This is a genomic window from Lutibacter sp. B1, assembly GCF_012524075.1.
Lineage (GTDB): Bacteria > Bacteroidota > Bacteroidia > Flavobacteriales > Flavobacteriaceae > Lutibacter.
The window spans coordinates 87,306-103,827 of the sequence record NZ_JAAZUI010000011.1; the positions used below are offsets into that span (position 1 = coordinate 87,306).

Consider the following 16,522-nt stretch of genomic DNA (forward strand, 5'->3'; position numbering starts at 1 on the left):
GACTATTTTTTATGTAATTAATAATTTTTTTAAAGAACATTAACTTCGTCTTTTAACGTTATAATTTAATTGTAAATATAATTGTTTTTAAATCTTTTGTGATTTCATATGTATAATTAACATCACGATATATATATATAATTTTCATTAAGATTAAATCATTCACAGCTTTCATACTTATATAGGGTTGTGATTGTTTTTTTAGTAATTTCTTTACCCAATACTTAAATGTCCTACAAAAAGGATCTTCTTTTATTAATACACGAAGAACAGTTTCTTTTTTTGTTTGCAACTCTTCTTTAAAAAAATGATGTACTTGCTCATGAATATTTTTTAACTCTATGGTTTCGGTTGGTTTTAACAATACCTCTTGATCTTCTTTAGAAACTACCTCTCCATAATTTAACTGTCGATCTGGAATTATAACCTTTTTATCTTTATTTCTAAGATAATGTTGCTGATTGATACGTTTTACATTATACAATCTAGGAATTACACTCATTTTTCCATCATTGTATGTATTGTAAATAATATGCCAGTTATGATAAAAAAATTGTTCTTTCCTTTGAATTATTTCATACCCTGCATTGCTTAATCTTTGGTATAAATCTACATCTTCAGAACCATAAAAATGAAAAAAGGTATCATAACCATTCACTTTTTCCAAGGCTTCTTTGTGAACCAATAGCATTCCATTTATATTCCCAAAATGTTTTGGCTTAAATTCATTGAATTGTTGTGAATTTAACAACCGGTTGGATGTTTTTTTTGATAAATATCCCAAATTAAATAAAAAAGCAGTTTCAGGCTGAGCTATTTTTTGAAAAAGTGCTATAGCATCTGGACTAAAAATCAAGTCAACATCTGCAATAAAAACGTAAGGTGTAGTTGTTTTTTTAATCCCATAATTTAGTGTCTTACTCTTATTCCATAAAACCAACTGTGCATGAATATAATAATAAGTTGCAAATGAGTAACTTTCAACTACTTTTTTTATTTGGCTTGATAATTCAATGTCAGAACCGTAATCAACAAAAACAACTTTAAAGTTTTTGTTAGTTTGAATTAATAATGAATCTAAAGTGCTTTTAATCCTTGAAACTTCACGATTACGATAGGCGTAAACAATAGTTACCATAAGTTTGTTTTATAATGCATTCATTGTTTTTTTTAAGTTTTCTACAGATAAATATTCTATCAAATCATTTCTATTGAGTTGAAAAGAAGTATTCTCATCTTTCCATGATATATACATTTCACCAATTATTCTTGATATAGTTTCAATATCATCTACTTCCGACCTATATGGATAGTTACTCCCTAACAGTCTTCTTGATTCACTATAGTAAGGTCCCAATAATAAAATTGGGCGATTAGCCTCTACACAATGAGGGAATTTACCTGGTAAAAACGGACTTATTTCCGATTTAGATTCTAAAATAATATTTACTGCAGCCTTTTGCTGTAGCTGATATACAGTATCATATGGTAAATAACCCTCTATGTGCACAACAGAATAATTTAAATAATTGTCGAGTAAATTTTTATGGTATTCATTGTAGCCAATTAATAATAGTTGGGACTCATGTTTGGCCTCTGGAAATTTTTCTAAAAAAACATCAAAAGCAGCTAATAAATGTTCCGGACTTCGTTGTTTCATCAAACTTCCAGCGTGTAATAATGTAAATTGATTCTCATGAAAAAATTGAGGCAATGCACTGTTTTTTAATTTATGTGAATTTAATTGATGAGGTATTACAGTTCCTTTTTCTAAAAAATTCGGGAAATAACTACCCATCCATTCTTTAAGCAATTGACTTGGAAAAACTCCATGTTTTGCCTTTTCCGATACTTCTTTAAAGAAAAACCATTTTTTATAATACCCCGGTTCAACCCAATTATAAGGTCTTGGATATAAATGTGCAGGGTATGGATCGTGCACATAAGCCAACCACCTCGAATGCCAATTAGGTATGTTCAATAGCGCCTTGTGCGGCCTGAAACTACCTCCTTTACTTAAGGTAAGTATCCAACTAGGGTGAAATTCATTTTCTTTTTCCAGCGCTATTTGAATACTTTTTACATCATTAAAAAAGGTAAATGAAAATCCAAAAAGAGATTCAATGCTATTATTTATATTTATGCTGGTGAGTCTGGTAAAAATACGTTGCAGTCTGCTTAAAATATACCATAATGAAAATTTGATTTCTTTTATGGATACACAATCAATTTCGTCTAATTGAATTTTTTTTCTAGAATAATGATATACTTTCAAACCAAAACCTGCCTTTTTTAGGTTTTGAATGAATGCCACATTAGCCTTAGACCCACTACTGTCATCAATATCAATAGAATCAACAACTACAAGTATTTTTATAGGTATACTCAATTAAAATTATTTTGGATAAAGTTAACAATTTTAATTGACGCTTTTCCATCACCATAAGGGTTTTCCTTATTGGTAAAATCAAATTTACCATGTAGCAAATTTAGAGTTGTTTCAATAATTTTATTAGAATTTGTACCTGTTAAAAATGAAAAACCTGAATTCATTCCTTCTTTCCGTTCAGTCTCATTTCTTGTAACTATTACAGGTATTTTTAAGGATGGTGCTTCCTCTTGAACACCTCCTGAATCTGAAATAATTAGTGAAGATCTGCTCATTAACCAAACAAAAGAAGCGTAATCTAAAGGCTGAATCAAGTGAATATTTCGCACTTCTGAAAGCTGGTAGTAAACTGTTTTTTGAACATTTGGATTTAAGTGTACCGGATATACTATCTCAACATCATCCTTTTCTGAAATCTTTAAAAGGGCATCGCACAAATTCGCAAATCCTTCACCAAAACTCTCTCTTCGGTGACCTGTTACTAAAATAATATTTTTATCAAAATTTAATTTAGCTTTTAAATTTTCTATTCTTGAATTGGAAAACCCTTTTTTTAACTTTTCAATTGTATATAATAATGCGTCTACAACTGTATTTCCTGTATATATAATATTTTGTTTATTTATACCTTCTTTTAAAAGATTATTCATAGCTTTTTCTGTAGGAACAAAATGGAAATCGGCAATTCTCCCTGTAAGTTGCCTGTTCAACTCTTCCGGAAATGGTGAGCATTTATTATATGTCCTTAAACCTGCTTCTATATGCCCTACTTTAATTCCTTTGTGAAATGCTGCCAATGCTACCATAGCAGATGTAGTTGTATCTCCATGCACTAATATCAAGTCAAATTTCTTGCTATTAAAAACAGTATCAACATCTTTAATTATTCTTGAACTTAATTCATTTAAGTTTTGATTTGGCTGCATTAAATTTAAATCATAATCAGGTTCCAATTCAAAAAAATACAATACCTGATCTAACATTTCTCTATGTTGTGCGGTGACACACAATTTAAAAGGAATCTTATTTTTCTTAAACTCATTACATATTGGAGCCATTTTTATGGCTTCTGGGCGAGTTCCAAAACAAACTAGTATATTCAAGTTAGAGATGTTTTTTTATAAATTTCCCATAAAGGAAATACAATATTTTTCAAATTAAAAAAAATTTTATCTTTAAAATTTAACTCACTTAAATTAAGAAGCTCATTCAATAATTTTCTATCTCGAAAGCCAATTGCCAAACCTCCTAAGTAGTTTACAATTCTATCATTTAATAATTTTTTTTCTGCTAAATTTTTTGCTATTAATTTAACGGCTTCTTTTTTTGAGTTTATATATTCAACTCTTCCACTATAGAATTTTCCGGTATTAGAATTAGGATGCTTTCTGTTATAATATAAAATATTATCTAATGTTATTCCTATATAACTTTCCGCAATGATTCTCGAATAACATTCCCATTCTTCTGCGTATTTAAGATTCTCATTAAATCTAATCTTTTGAAAGCATTCTTTTCGCCACATAACTGTACAAGACGCTAAACCTAAAGTTTCAGTTACAATATTTGTTAATTCTTTTTTTGAAATATACCCTGAATACTTAATTCTCTGTTCATTAACTACTGGTTTTATCACTATAAAAGGTTGTTTTTGGTAATTACAAAAATCTACTTTTTTTTCTTCAATTGCATAAATAGACAATTCTAAATTTTGAGGATGAACAATATCATCATCATCAAAGAAAATTATATAATCACCAATTGCTTTATCTAAACCAAAATTTCTAGAACCCGACAATCCTTTCTTATAATCATTAGGACGTTTTAAATATTGAAATCTTGTATCAACTTTTAAAATAGGTTCTATTATTTCATGAGTATTATCAGTTCCTCCATCATCTACAATAATACATTCCCAATTTTTATACGATTGATTTTGAATTGACTGTAATGTTTCATTAATCAAATGCGCTCTATTGTAAGTTGCTAATATAATGGTTACTTTAGGATTTTTCATTTCTATTAACTAAACATTTTTTTAAAATATCTTATCGGTTTTAATAAAAAATTACCAGCTTTATAGTTTATTGAATTTAATCTCTTAATTTCATTTTGCCTGTTTAATTTAGCAATATTCAATAAATTAATTACTGTGCTTTCAAAATTAGCTATATATAAATCTTTATGTTTTAAATATATATATTCCAATAACTTGTATTTATAATCATTTGCCTTTGCCGTAGTTGAATTAATACGTTTTCTATAATTAAATAAGGGCTCTCTAAGCACTAAAGCCTTTCCTTCATTTTTCAATAAACGTATATAAAACTCCCAATCTTCAAACCCTTTTTTCATAGATTCATCATACCCTAAAACACTATTCCAATCATTTTTTTTAAACATAACACTCCCAAAAACCATGTTGTTTATTAAAAAATCTTGTAAATAGCCACCTTTTGGTTTATAAAGAACTTTTTTCCCATTTTTAAATACTAAATTTCCAAAACAACTTACTATTTTAACTTCAATATCATTAAAAAAAACTGCTATCGCCTTTTCACAAAAAGTAGGTTCAAAAAAATCATCACTATCCAATACTAAAATATATTCTCCTTTCGCTTCTTTTATTCCAACATTACGGGCTGTACTTTGCCCTTTATTTTCCTGAGTAATGAGTTTTGTTATTTTAGGCTCTAGGTATTTTAAAACTGATTTGGTTTCTCTATTGGAACCATCGTCAACCACTATAACTTCTTTGTGTGGATAAGTTTGATTTAAAGCTGAATTAACTGACTGTTCAATAAATTGAGCATCATTATAACATGGAATAATTATGGAAATAAGAGTTCTATCTTTCATTATAATTTATCTTTAACCCTTTTTACTGCTTCAAGCCACTTTCGCCCATACATACTATCTGGCTCTAAATAATTTCCTTCAGCCCATTCATTCCAAGATTTGATTATTATAAAAGGAGGGTTCTGGAATGCTTTAATTTGTTTATTTACTGCAAATTGTAAATGTTCTTGCCAAGCTGTTGGATTGGCATTTTTAAATATCATAGATTTATTACCACTTCGTGCAGAATTATCCCAATTTGGAAAAACACAAGGAATGTATTTTTTATGGGGATAGTTTATATTTAAATTTTCTACACCCTTTTTGTAATCAAGTATCAATGGCTTTTTTCTTTTTTCAAGTGATAAAGTGTATCCTAGAAATGCTTTGATTTTTCTTTCAATTTTACCAAGATATCTTATTCCTTCAAATTTATTTATTTGTTTATATCTCATTTTAAGAAAGACATCATTACCAATCTGTCCATAAATTTTTTCATATTTAAGTGAAAAATTTAAATCAGAAACTATTGTTGAAATAAAATAAATTCCATCAAACCCTGCCTGAACTGCTAAATTATTAAATGTTTCAATAAAAACATCTACATCTGGAATATCTTCTATACGAAGTATATGAAACATTGGTTTGTTTTCTATTTTTATATATCGTCCATCTTTAAAAAAAGGTAATAAATACTTAAAATATTCTATATAGCCTAATTTACCATTATACTTTTGTTCTATAAGGACTTCTGGGTTATTTATCCCATGCCAAATACCTTTCCAAGTTTCGTTAGCCCAACAAAAACAGAAAGGAATAGTTGTTGATCTATCTTTCAACATAGCTTCTGCTGGTTGCTCTAAAAGCATTTTCCCATTATCAAACCAATATTGATAATAAATAAATCCATCAATGCCATATTGTTTTGCTAATGAAGACTGTGCTTGTCTAACTTCAGGTATTCTTAAATCATAAAATCCTAGTTCTCCAGGTAATATAGGTTGTATATGCCCTTTAAACAAAGGTTTTGCTTTTACTACATTTGTCCACTCTGTAAATCCTTTTCCCCACCATTTATCATTTTCAGGGATAGGATGATATTGGGGAAGGTAATATGCCAAAAATTTAATGTTTTTCATCATTTTAATAACATCATCTATAAAATTTTATTTAAAATTTTAATAATTATTGGTGGAGTAATATTAGTGATAATAATTTTTAAAATATTTTTACTTTTCTTTTCAGTTAGTTTATTTCTAATAGTACGTTGTTGCATTAATTTTGAAAAATATTTTTTTGATGATAATAATGCATCAAGCTCCTTATTAAATTTATTACTATTTTTATTTATAATAGTATGTTTATTCATCTGGCTTTCAAAGGTCATCCTTATCAAAGAATTTGTTTTTTCACTATTTGAATAATGAAATACAAAATCATTTAATGCACATTCTATGTGTAAAAACCAGTCTTCAAAAACTATTTTTTTAAAAGTAATTTTTTTTAATATTTCCTTTCTGTAAAGGCTAGAGCAAATAGTACAGATATTTCTATATAGTAAAACTTCTTTTTGATTTTTATCATTTTTATTAATCTCTATTGTTGGTATTATGCCATTATAATGAATTGGATAAAAGTTTAATAAGTCACCATCAAAAAAGTACCTACTTGAACTATAAATTATGTCAATTTCTGGATTACTATCTAAAATTTTTACTTGATAGTTTATTTTATTTTTTTCTAATATATCATCACTATCTAAAAATTGAATATATTTACCTTTTGCTAATTTTACACCATAATTTCTTGCAACACTTACACCATTATTATTTTGAAAGAAATATTTGAATCTAGAGTCTTTATTACTCCAATTTAACGCAACAACTTCAGTATCATCAGTACTTCCGTCATTAACAATAATACATTCCCAATCCTTATATGTTTGATTATAAACCGATTGCAATGTATTGTTTAGATATTTAGCCTGATTGAAGCAAGGAACAATGATGGATACTTTATTATTATACATTTTTTAATATTATAGTTTTTAAAAATCTTTTTATGAATTTTTTGACATTATAAAATTCAAAATATTTTATATAATAAAACAGAAGAAAATTCCATTCATAATAAGTCAAACCTCTCCTTATATTAATTTCATTTTCATACTTTCTCAATATTTCAAATCGCTGTAATTTATTAACTTGTTTAAGTTTCTTTAAAATAATGAATTTATAAAATTCTGTAACAGCAATTTTTTTTAAAGAATTATTATCTACATTTCCCGAAATACTTAAATCTGAAATTCTAATAAACACTATACTTTCATTTATTGTAAAAATAGGCTTATTGTTCGAAAAATCTAACCACGCACGATCATCGCTCATCCAAGCTAATGGATATTCATAAAAACCAAATTTTTTATAGGATGCTTTCGAAAATATATATTCAGATAATGAACTTCTAGTAGTATGATAAAATTTTCTTAAAAAGGAACTTATTGCACTTTCCCAAATAGGGTGTGTGTAAATATTAGATACAGTTGGAGTATTTTTAATTATAATTTTTGAGGCAAATCGAATTACCTCTGTTTTTTTATGAAATAAATTATAGTTTTTATACCACGATTCTACTACTGTATTCTGTAAAACATCATCATCTCCTAAAATCATGATCCATTCTTCATCACCAATCATACCGATACAACGCTCCCATTGTTTTACTAAAGAGATACGTCCTATATTATTTTGAAATTTTTTGTAAATAAAATTAATTTCTGATTCATATTTTTTTATTAGCCCGGTTGGATTTTCTGGACTAGCATCATCACCAATATATACTTTAAAACGCTTATCTTTTTGATTAGCTAAAGAATCTAAAGTTTCTTCAAAAAAAGTCAGCTTATAATAAGGGATTACAATTGCAAGCATAAAATTTAAAAACAACCTATTTATTTTTTCAATAATTTATTCAATGACTCTTTCATTCGTATATCATCTGATCTTAGTTTATTCCTACCATTATTCCCATTTATATAAATATTGGGTAAATGATGAATTAAATTATCCTCAAATTCAGATATACAAATCATTTTTGTTATTCCAGCATATTTGTAAATATCAGTATTAACTTTACACTTTACACTATATTTATTAGGTCTTTCTATTTTTAAACCCAATATTTTTTTTAATTTATTTATAAATACTGTATTTTTCTTATTTTCATCAACTAATTCATTAAAATTTAATTTCTTACCTATTTTTTTTAATTGTTCCTTCGTTAAAATAAATGTAGCTTGGTGGAGGTTAGTAAAATGTGCAAATTTTTTTCCATCATATTCTTCAACTGAGTTAAATTTCCATTCAAAATCGGCATGATATCCTGGATAGTATTTTCCAGAATTATCTTCTTCAAATTGTATAAGGCCAGAAATTCTATTTTTAGGCAATATTTTAGAGTATTTTAAATGATTATCTATATGAATTTCTTTAAATAAATGATCATTTTCTCCAAATAAAAAAATATCGTAATCATTTTTGTTATTCCAAATTACTTTACGGCAAGTTAACGGTAATAATTGATAATTATCAAGTTTAAAAATATTTACTTTATCAATCTCATCTATATTTAAATTAATATTCGAATTTACAATTACTGTTACATTGTATTTAGAAAAGCTTTTTAATTCTGTTACAACCTGCTCCAGAAAATGAATTTGTTCAGTACCATAATTTACTAATACAGCTAAAATTTTAGGAGGATTTTTATCCATTCTATTTTTTTGATTTTTATTTTAAGATTTATTAAAACACCTATTTTTAATTATTAATATAATTATTTCCAGTATGTTCATTAAGTTTTCTACTTTTTAATATTTCAGGAAGTATTTTTTTTACTAATTTCAATTCCCTAAAAATAATTTGAGCTTTTTTAAATTTTAATTTTAATACCAATTTTAAAATGCTTTTTTTTAAGGCTTTATTTTTTTTTTCAATTTCATTATCAATATTGATATTATTTATATTACCCCATTTAATTTTTAAAAATCGCTCATAATAATTATCTGAAGAAATCTTAGATTTATTTACAATCATTGAGTTTGCTCTATTCTCTCTATCATGATAAATGAAACTATTAGGTACTATTCCTACTTTAATATTATGATATTTAGCACGTTGACAATAATTATCATCTTCCCCATAATGAAAAAAAATTGGATCAAAGCCTCCAATTGTTTCTATAGTATTTCTTGGTAATAACCAAGCTGCAGCGTTTACAAAAGGAACATGGTAAATACTTTTGGTAAAGTTACATTTAATTGCGTCAAACAATAATTCATTATTTTCTTTACTATAATTTGCAAAATTTTTATCTAACTTAGTACCATCACCATTTAAATGAATGGGGCTAATAATTCCAAATTCATGATTAGTTTTATGAACTTTGATTAATTTATCAATGGTATTCGATTCTAAATAAGCATCTTGGTTTAACAAAAAAACATAGTCGGCATTATTTTTTAAGGCAAATGAAATTCCAATATTACTGGCAGCTCCAAAACCTAAGTTATTTGATTGAGGTAATACAGTTAAATTAGTATAGTTAGCTACAACTTGTAAAGTTTCGTCAGAACTACAATTATCAACTAATACAATTTCACAATGAATAGATGAAGTAATTATACTATTTATACACTTAACTATCCATTCTTTTGCATTGAATGAAACTATTATTATGAAAATTTTATTTTTTGACATTTCAAAATTTATAACCTAATAAATTAATATCATCATAAAATATTTTACTTACCAACTTTTTATTTTTATAAGTATAAAATTGTTTATAATCAGTTAAACGTTCATTAGATTTTTTTTCATGATAGTTAAAACTCTTTTTAATTTTTAAATGATTTTTTATAATTGAAAAGTCACTATTAAAATTTTCAAATCTTCCTATAAAGTTTAACCTAAATCTTCCTTTAATTTCAAAAAAAATAGTTTGATTTAATAAATGATCCCCCCTATATTCTTTGTTAGAACTATTATTAAGTATTTTAAAAAAATTGCCTTTTTTCAAAATAAAATTTTGAAAAGAATCATTAATATTAGTATCCCTTTGCATCCACAAATAGTCCGAATAAGCTCTATCCCAAGGATTTCTAACAAAAGTAAATTTAAAATATGTATTCCATTGTTCTTCAGTAACTAAACCCAAATCAAGTAATTGTTTAGATGTGGCATGTTGAAGATGTATTTTACGTTTAGGACACCAGCCATATAAAACTTCATAATTTGGAATTTGCCAATCTAAATTTAAATCATTGTGAAAAAATTTAAAAATACTACTTCCTGCTGTTTTAGGGATATGAATAAATATAACTTTATGCTTATGTGATATCATAATAATTTAATTTCCAAGCAAATTCTACTAAACACTTTCCTATATTTTGAGGTGAGGGTAATCTGCCACTTGCAAAATAATCTCCATTTTCAATAGTAAAGTAAAGTACCTTTTCATTTTCATAAATAGTACTTTTTTCAAATAAATCAAAAATTTCAATACCTAAGGTATATTTACCCGGAGCTATTGCTAATTTTTCCATACAACATTTTAAAACTACAGATTCATTTTCAGAAATATTTAAAACATTATTGGTATGGAATGTATTTAATGTTGTTATCAAATGATTATTTTCATCAAAAACCTGTAAACGTACATTTACATGTCTTAAATCTTTTTTTGAACGCAAAAATAATTGAAAATTGTAAAAACTTCCTAAAATTAAATTAGACACCTGTTGCTCATTTACATCAACAATATTTATATTTTCAATACTTAACTTTGATGTTTCAACTGGAAAATCAATTATTTTGTTTTCAGATGAATAATATTCTGCTAAATATGAACTTATTGCTTGTTCTACTCCTCCATCAAAAACTATAGAACCTTTTTTTAGCACAATACCTCTTTCACACAAATTTTGTACCGCCGCCATATTATGACTAACAAACAACACCGTACGCCCATCACCTTTGCTAATTTCCTTCATTTTGCCAATGGCTTTTTTTTGAAATTCGGCATCACCTACAGCTAAAACTTCGTCAATTATTAAAATATCGGGCTCTAAAAATGCCGCCACTGCAAATGCCAAACGCACCGTCATGCCACTGCTATAACGTTTTACAGGAGTATCAATATAACGTTCACATCCTGAAAACTCAACAATTTCATCATATTTTTGAGTAATTTCAGCTTTAGTCATTCCTAAAATTGTTCCGTTTAAAAAAATATTTTCTCTTCCAGTTAATTCTCCATGAAAACCGGTACCCACCTCTAATAATGAAGCTATTCTGCCTTTTGATTTTACACTTCCTGTTGTTGGGCTTGTTATTTTTGAAAGTATTTTAAGTAAGGTAGATTTTCCTGCTCCATTTTTACCAATAATTCCTAAAACTTCTCCTTTTTGTACCTCTAAATTAATATCTTTTAATGCCCAAACGTAATCAGAAGTTCCTTTTGTCGCTCTGTCATTTGTATCTCCTATTTTTAAAAACGGATCTTCTTTTCCTCTCACTTTATACCACCAGCGTTTTAAATCATGGCTCAATGTTCCTGTGCCCACCAATCCTAGTCGATATTGTTTGCTTAAATTTTCTATTTTTAGTATTACTTCGTTCATTTCATTCTTTTGTAATAGTGAAAAGATAATAGTGAGATGTAAACCGTGCAAGATCTAAGAAGTAAAAAATAATCTCTTTAAATTAACTATTATAAATTACATCTTAAATCTCACTTATTCATCAGATAATTTCTAAATCCCAACAATAACTTTTTTACATCATTTATCAACACTTCAACTGAATTATTTTCAACAACAAACTTTAATCTAACAGCTATTAGATACTGTGTTTCCAATTCTGCCAACGAACCTAAAGCTATATGCAAAAATTGAATTAATTCCTTATCGCCTTTTCTACCTGCTCCTTCAGCAATATTTGATGAAATAGAAACTACAGCCCTTCTCATTTGAGATGTTAAACCAAATCTTTCACTTTCAGGAAAATCATTAGTTAAAATATAGATTTCCTAAATCCATACTTTTTTTCCAAACGTCTAATTCCTTATAATTCAAAGCTTTTTAAATCTTTTCTTTAATCAATTAATATTTCACTACTCACCTCTCACTTTTCACTACTCACTAACAACCTCCTGCTAAACAGTATCAATAAAATTTTTCTCTGTTTTGTTAAAAATAACAATTCCAATAAATAAAATAATTATAGTAATAACAAATGTATATATAAACATATTCAAATTAAAGTTACCTACGCTTAATAAAATATAACGTGTTGTTTCAATAACATAAGCTAAAGGATTATATTGAACAACCCAGGCATATTCCGGTAATTTATCTATAAAAAACGAAACAGGATACATAACTGCCGAAATATACATTAAAAGCTGTACACCAAATTCAACTAAAATTCTTAAATCTCGGTATTTAGTTACTAAAGATGAAATAATCATTCCCATTCCTAAACCTAACAATCCCATTAATAAAACCATTACAGGAAATAAAATAGTGTATTTATTTAAACTAATAGAAGCTCCGTTTACATAAAAATAAATATAAAATCCTATAAATATAAATAACTGAATACCAAACTTAACCAAATTAGAAATCACCACTGATAAGGGCATAATAATACGCGGAAAATACACTTTTCCAAAAATTCCAGCATTAGTTGTAAAGGTGTTTGAAGTTGCTGAAAAACACGATTTAAAATAATTCCAAATGGTAATACCCGCTAAGTTGAACAAAAATGGTGGTACTGCTCCTGTTGAAATATTTGCTACATTATTAAAAATTAAGGTAAAAATTACTGAGGTAAATAATGGTTGAATTAAATACCATAAAGGACCTAAAATGGTTTGCTTATAGACCGTTACAACATCTCGCTTAACAAATAAGAACAATAAATCTCTATAACGCCATACTTCATTTAAATTTAAATCTAATAAATTATTTTTTGGGGTTATTTCAAACAACCAATCAGTCGTATTTGAATTGTTTTTACTCATTCAATTCCAAATACTTTTTCACAAATTCATTTACTCCATCCTCAAGTTTTGTTTGAGGCTTAAAATCAATATAATTAAACAAACTTTCAACATTGGCGTAAGTACTTTGAACATCGCCTGGTTGCATCGGTTTAAAAACAATTTTTCCTTTTTTTCCTAACGCTTTTTCTATAGCTGTAATAAAATCCATTAAAGCTACCGGACTATTATTGCCAATATTAAATAATTGATATGCTTTTGAACTTTTTGATGGAGTAGGCTTCTTTGGATTAAATTCCGGATTGTTTTCTTTTGGAGGAAGTGGCATCAATCGTTTTATACTTTCAACAATATCAGCCACGTAGGTAAAATCCCTACTCATATTTCCATTATTAAACACTTCAAATTCTTTATCTTCAACCATCGCTTTGGTAAAAATATGCAATGCCATATCCGGTCTTCCCCATGGGCCATAAACCGTAAAAAATCGTAATCCGGTACACGGAATATCGTATAAATTAGCATACGAATGAGCCATCATTTCATTTGCTTTTTTACTTGCTGCATACATAGCTAACGGATGATCGGTACAATTATCTTCATGGAACGGAATTTCTTCGCTTAAACCATAAACTGAACTAGACGAAGCAAAAACTAAATGTTCTACCGGATACGCTCTACAGCTTTCTAAAATATTCAAAAATCCTGTTATGTTACTATCTACATAAGAATGCGGATTTTTTAATGAATACCGCACTCCTGCCTGAGCAGCTAAGTTTACAACATAATCAAATTGCTGTTCTTTAAACAGTGTTTTTATATTTTGTAAATCAGTTAAGTCTAGTTTAATAAATGAGATAGAGTCTAATTCTATCAACTTATTATACGTAATTTTTGATTGATCAAAACCTAAATCTTTCAAACGTGCGTATTTTAAGTTTACATCATAATAATCATTGATATTATCCAAACCAACAATCTGAAAATCAAATTCCCTCAATAATTTTGCTAAATGATAGCCAATGAACCCGGCCATTCCGGTAATTAAAACTTTCTTCATAATAAATACATTCTCAACAAAAATAAAATTAAATAACGAAATACTCTTTTAAGTTCCATTTAATTTTTAACTAAAAATGAATAATTATTTAATTAAATTTGAACTATAAATACATAAAATAATGAACAAGCAATTAATAGAATGCGTTCCAAACATAAGTGAAGGGCGTGATTCTCATAAAATAAATGAAATAGCCAAAGTTGTTGAAACTGTTGAAGGGATAAAATTATTGGATATTGATCCCGGAAAAGCCACTAACAGAACTGTAATTACTTTTGTTGGTGAACCTGAAAATGTGATTGAAGCTGCTTTCAGATTGATTAAAAAAGCTGCTGAATTAATTGACATGAGCAAGCATTTTGGTGAACATCCTCGTTTTGGAGCCACTGATGTTTGTCCGTTAGTGCCTATTTCTAATATTACTTTGGAAGAAACTGCCGTTTATGCTCATAAATTGGGTGAACGTGTTGGGAAAGAACTGGGTATTCCGGGTTATTTTTACGAAAAAGCCGCCAAAGAAGATAAAAGAAAAAATTTAGCCAGTTGCCGTGCCGGAGAATATGAAGGTTTGAAAGAAAAACTAATCAACCCATTATGGAAACCCGATTTTGGTTCGGCAGAATTCAATCAAAGTGTTGCAAAAACAGGAGCAATTGCTATATCGGCACGTGATTTTTTAATTGCATATAACATCAATTTAAATACAACTTCAACTCGTAGAGCAAATGCTATTGCTTTTGATATAAGAGAAGCCGGAAGAATTTTACGAGAAGGAAATCCTGCAACGGGAAAAATCGTTATAGACGAAAAAGGAGAACCTATACGTATTCCCGGTAAACTAAAAGCTGTAAAAGGTATTGGTTGGTATATTGAAGAATATGGTATTGCTCAAATTTCATATAACTTAACCAATATCAGCATTACTCCTATGCACATTGCTTTTGATGAAACTGTAAATGCGGCTGCTGAAAGAGGATTACGCGTTACAGGTTCCGAATTAATTGGACTAATTCCTCTAAAAGCTATGTTAGATGCCGGTGATTATTTTTTGCGAAAACAAGAACGTTCTTTAGGAATTTCAGAAGAAGAAAAAATTAAAATTGCCGTTAAATCTTTAGGCTTAGATGATTTAAAACCTTTTAATCCGAAGGAAAAAATAATTGAATATATGTTAGAAGGAGATGCTAAAAAATTAATTGATTTAACTGTTAATGATTTTGCTGAAGAAACTGCTTCAGAGTCTATGGCTCCGGGTGGTGGTTCAATTTCAGCTTATGTGGGTGCATTAGGAGTTTCTTTAGGAACTATGGTCGCAAATTTATCAGCTCACAAAGCAGGCTGGGACGATAAATGGGAATTTTATTCAAAATGGGCAGAAAAAGGTCAGGCTTATAAAAATAAATTGCTGTTTTTAGTTGATGAAGACACCAATGCTTTCAATAAAATTATAGATGGTTTTAGAATGCCAAAAAGTACTGAAGAAGAAAAAAAAGCAAGAAAAACAGCTGTTGAAAATGCTACAAAATATGCTACTGAAATTCCATTTCAAGTTATGGAAACAGCTTTTAATTCTATGGAAGTAATGCAGGCTATGTTAAAAGAAGGCTTACAGTCTTCTTTATCCGATGCCGGTGTAGGTGTTTTGTGTGCTAAAACCGCTGTTACGGGAGCTTATTTTAATGTTAAAATCAACGCTAAAGATATTAAAGATCGTGTTTTTGCTGATGCCATTTTAGAAAAAGCACAAACAATTTATGAAAAAGCAGTTGCTATTGAAAATGAAACAATTTCTTATATAAATTCGAAAATGTAAATACAAATTTATCATTAAAAGAAATCTGTAACGAAGTAATCCGTTTAAAAGAATAAGATTGCTTCGCTTCGCTCGCAATGACAGTTTAATTGTTATCTTGAACATAGTGAGATATCTTTTTTATTAATATTTTGAGAGATTCAATTCTTTTACATATTCATTTCTTTGCTTGTCCAAAGAAACGAATCAAAAAAAAGCCCCCTTATTTTAGGAATTTCTTTCTGCTGAAAGAAACGCTTGTTAAACACAGCGGAATGCTTTGCATTCCTGAATTTCTGTGTTTACCTTCGCTATTCTGAAAATAAGGTTAGTTTTTTCGTCATTACGAGGAGCAATAGCGACGAAGTAATCTGTTACTTTA

General features: G+C 27.9%; 16 protein-coding genes. 1 reads left to right on the forward strand and 15 read right to left on the reverse strand.

Annotated features, from left to right (window positions below; all coding sequences use genetic code 11):
* Nucleotides 1–58: 58 nt before the first annotated feature.
* The 15 genes from HGB55_RS08210 to HGB55_RS08280 form a co-directional block, all read right to left on the reverse strand.
* The gene (locus tag HGB55_RS08210; RefSeq protein ID WP_168816409.1) at nucleotides 59–1,138 is read right to left on the reverse strand and encodes a glycosyltransferase family 2 protein; all 1,080 of its coding nucleotides are present in this window, start codon (nucleotides 1,136–1,138) and stop codon (nucleotides 59–61) included.
* Nucleotides 1,139–1,147: 9 nt separating this feature from the next.
* Nucleotides 1,148–2,389, reverse strand: coding sequence for a glycosyltransferase (locus HGB55_RS08215; RefSeq protein WP_168816410.1), 1,242 nt, complete (start codon nucleotides 2,387–2,389; stop codon nucleotides 1,148–1,150).
* Nucleotides 2,386–3,492, reverse strand: a complete 1,107-nt coding sequence (gene wecB / locus HGB55_RS08220; protein WP_168816411.1) for a non-hydrolyzing UDP-N-acetylglucosamine 2-epimerase — start codon at nucleotides 3,490–3,492, stop codon at nucleotides 2,386–2,388. The genes HGB55_RS08215 and wecB overlap by 4 nt, the downstream gene beginning before the upstream one ends.
* Nucleotides 3,489–4,406: a glycosyltransferase family 2 protein gene (locus tag HGB55_RS08225; protein ID WP_168816412.1), complete on the reverse strand. Its 918-nt coding sequence runs from the start codon at nucleotides 4,404–4,406 to the stop codon at nucleotides 3,489–3,491. The genes wecB and HGB55_RS08225 overlap by 4 nt, the downstream gene beginning before the upstream one ends.
* 5 nt (nucleotides 4,407–4,411) lie before the next feature.
* The gene (locus tag HGB55_RS08230) at nucleotides 4,412–5,248 is read right to left on the reverse strand and encodes a glycosyltransferase (RefSeq protein WP_168816413.1); all 837 of its coding nucleotides are present in this window, start codon (nucleotides 5,246–5,248) and stop codon (nucleotides 4,412–4,414) included.
* On the reverse strand, nucleotides 5,248–6,369 hold the full coding sequence (locus tag HGB55_RS08235) for a glycoside hydrolase family 99-like domain-containing protein (protein ID WP_168816414.1): 1,122 nt from the start codon (nucleotides 6,367–6,369) through the stop codon (nucleotides 5,248–5,250). The genes HGB55_RS08230 and HGB55_RS08235 overlap by 1 nt, the downstream gene beginning before the upstream one ends.
* Before the next feature lie 14 nt (nucleotides 6,370–6,383).
* Nucleotides 6,384–7,256: a glycosyltransferase family A protein gene (locus HGB55_RS08240; RefSeq protein WP_168816415.1), complete on the reverse strand. Its 873-nt coding sequence runs from the start codon at nucleotides 7,254–7,256 to the stop codon at nucleotides 6,384–6,386.
* Nucleotides 7,249–8,157: a glycosyltransferase family A protein gene (locus HGB55_RS08245; protein WP_168816416.1), complete on the reverse strand. Its 909-nt coding sequence runs from the start codon at nucleotides 8,155–8,157 to the stop codon at nucleotides 7,249–7,251. The genes HGB55_RS08240 and HGB55_RS08245 overlap by 8 nt, the downstream gene beginning before the upstream one ends.
* A gap of 20 nt (nucleotides 8,158–8,177) precedes the next feature.
* Nucleotides 8,178–8,999: a hypothetical protein gene (locus tag HGB55_RS08250; protein ID WP_168816417.1), complete on the reverse strand. Its 822-nt coding sequence runs from the start codon at nucleotides 8,997–8,999 to the stop codon at nucleotides 8,178–8,180.
* A 46-nt stretch (nucleotides 9,000–9,045) separates the two neighbouring features.
* Complete coding sequence (locus HGB55_RS08255; protein WP_168816418.1) at nucleotides 9,046–9,984, reverse strand: glycosyltransferase family 2 protein; 939 nt, start codon at nucleotides 9,982–9,984, stop codon at nucleotides 9,046–9,048.
* Between the two features lies 1 nt (nucleotide 9,985).
* Nucleotides 9,986–10,627, reverse strand: a complete 642-nt coding sequence (locus HGB55_RS08260; RefSeq protein WP_168816419.1) for a sulfotransferase family 2 domain-containing protein — start codon at nucleotides 10,625–10,627, stop codon at nucleotides 9,986–9,988.
* Nucleotides 10,614–11,906 carry an ABC transporter ATP-binding protein gene (locus HGB55_RS08265; protein WP_168816420.1) on the reverse strand — a complete coding sequence of 431 codons (1,293 nt, stop codon included), beginning with the start codon at nucleotides 11,904–11,906 and terminating at the stop codon, nucleotides 10,614–10,616. Before HGB55_RS08265 ends, HGB55_RS08260 begins: the two co-directional genes overlap by 14 nt.
* A 110-nt stretch (nucleotides 11,907–12,016) precedes the next feature.
* Nucleotides 12,017–12,253 carry a four helix bundle protein gene (locus HGB55_RS08270; protein ID WP_247649195.1) on the reverse strand — a complete coding sequence of 79 codons (237 nt, stop codon included), beginning with the start codon at nucleotides 12,251–12,253 and terminating at the stop codon, nucleotides 12,017–12,019.
* Nucleotides 12,254–12,439: 186 nt separating this feature from the next.
* Complete coding sequence (locus tag HGB55_RS08275; protein WP_168816421.1) at nucleotides 12,440–13,309, reverse strand: ABC transporter permease; 870 nt, start codon at nucleotides 13,307–13,309, stop codon at nucleotides 12,440–12,442.
* Complete coding sequence (locus tag HGB55_RS08280) at nucleotides 13,302–14,348, reverse strand: NAD-dependent epimerase/dehydratase family protein (RefSeq protein WP_168816422.1); 1,047 nt, start codon at nucleotides 14,346–14,348, stop codon at nucleotides 13,302–13,304. Before HGB55_RS08280 ends, HGB55_RS08275 begins: the two co-directional genes overlap by 8 nt.
* Before the next feature lie 121 nt (nucleotides 14,349–14,469).
* On the opposite strand from HGB55_RS08280, the gene ftcD reads away from it, so the two are divergent.
* Nucleotides 14,470–16,161 carry a glutamate formimidoyltransferase gene (gene ftcD, locus HGB55_RS08285; protein WP_168816423.1) on the forward strand — a complete coding sequence of 564 codons (1,692 nt, stop codon included), beginning with the start codon at nucleotides 14,470–14,472 and terminating at the stop codon, nucleotides 16,159–16,161.
* The last annotated feature ends 361 nt before the right edge of the window (nucleotides 16,162–16,522 follow it).

Bases quoted from the DNA above. Each gene is read 5' to 3' on its own strand.
- HGB55_RS08210 (WP_168816409.1), bottom strand. From the start codon at position 1,138: ATGGTAACTATTGTTTACGCCTATCGTAATCGTGAAGTTTCAAGGATT.
- HGB55_RS08225 (WP_168816412.1), bottom strand. From the start codon at position 4,406: ATGAAAAATCCTAAAGTAACCATTATATTAGCAACTTACAATAGAGCG.
- HGB55_RS08230 (WP_168816413.1), bottom strand. From the start codon at position 5,248: ATGAAAGATAGAACTCTTATTTCCATAATTATTCCATGTTATAATGAT.
- HGB55_RS08235 (WP_168816414.1), bottom strand. From the start codon at position 6,369: ATGATGAAAAACATTAAATTTTTGGCATATTACCTTCCCCAATATCAT.
- HGB55_RS08240 (WP_168816415.1), bottom strand. From the start codon at position 7,256: ATGTATAATAATAAAGTATCCATCATTGTTCCTTGCTTCAATCAGGCT.
- HGB55_RS08245 (WP_168816416.1), bottom strand. From the start codon at position 8,157: ATGCTTGCAATTGTAATCCCTTATTATAAGCTGACTTTTTTTGAAGAA.
- HGB55_RS08250 (WP_168816417.1), bottom strand. From the start codon at position 8,999: ATGGATAAAAATCCTCCTAAAATTTTAGCTGTATTAGTAAATTATGGT.
- HGB55_RS08255 (WP_168816418.1), bottom strand. From the start codon at position 9,984: ATGTCAAAAAATAAAATTTTCATAATAATAGTTTCATTCAATGCAAAA.
- HGB55_RS08260 (WP_168816419.1), bottom strand. From the start codon at position 10,627: ATGATATCACATAAGCATAAAGTTATATTTATTCATATCCCTAAAACA.
- HGB55_RS08265 (WP_168816420.1), bottom strand. From the start codon at position 11,906: ATGAACGAAGTAATACTAAAAATAGAAAATTTAAGCAAACAATATCGA.
- HGB55_RS08270 (WP_247649195.1), bottom strand. From the start codon at position 12,253: ATGAGAAGGGCTGTAGTTTCTATTTCATCAAATATTGCTGAAGGAGCA.
- HGB55_RS08275 (WP_168816421.1), bottom strand. From the start codon at position 13,309: ATGAGTAAAAACAATTCAAATACGACTGATTGGTTGTTTGAAATAACC.
- HGB55_RS08280 (WP_168816422.1), bottom strand. From the start codon at position 14,348: ATGAAGAAAGTTTTAATTACCGGAATGGCCGGGTTCATTGGCTATCAT.
- ftcD (WP_168816423.1), top strand. From the start codon at position 14,470: ATGAACAAGCAATTAATAGAATGCGTTCCAAACATAAGTGAAGGGCGT.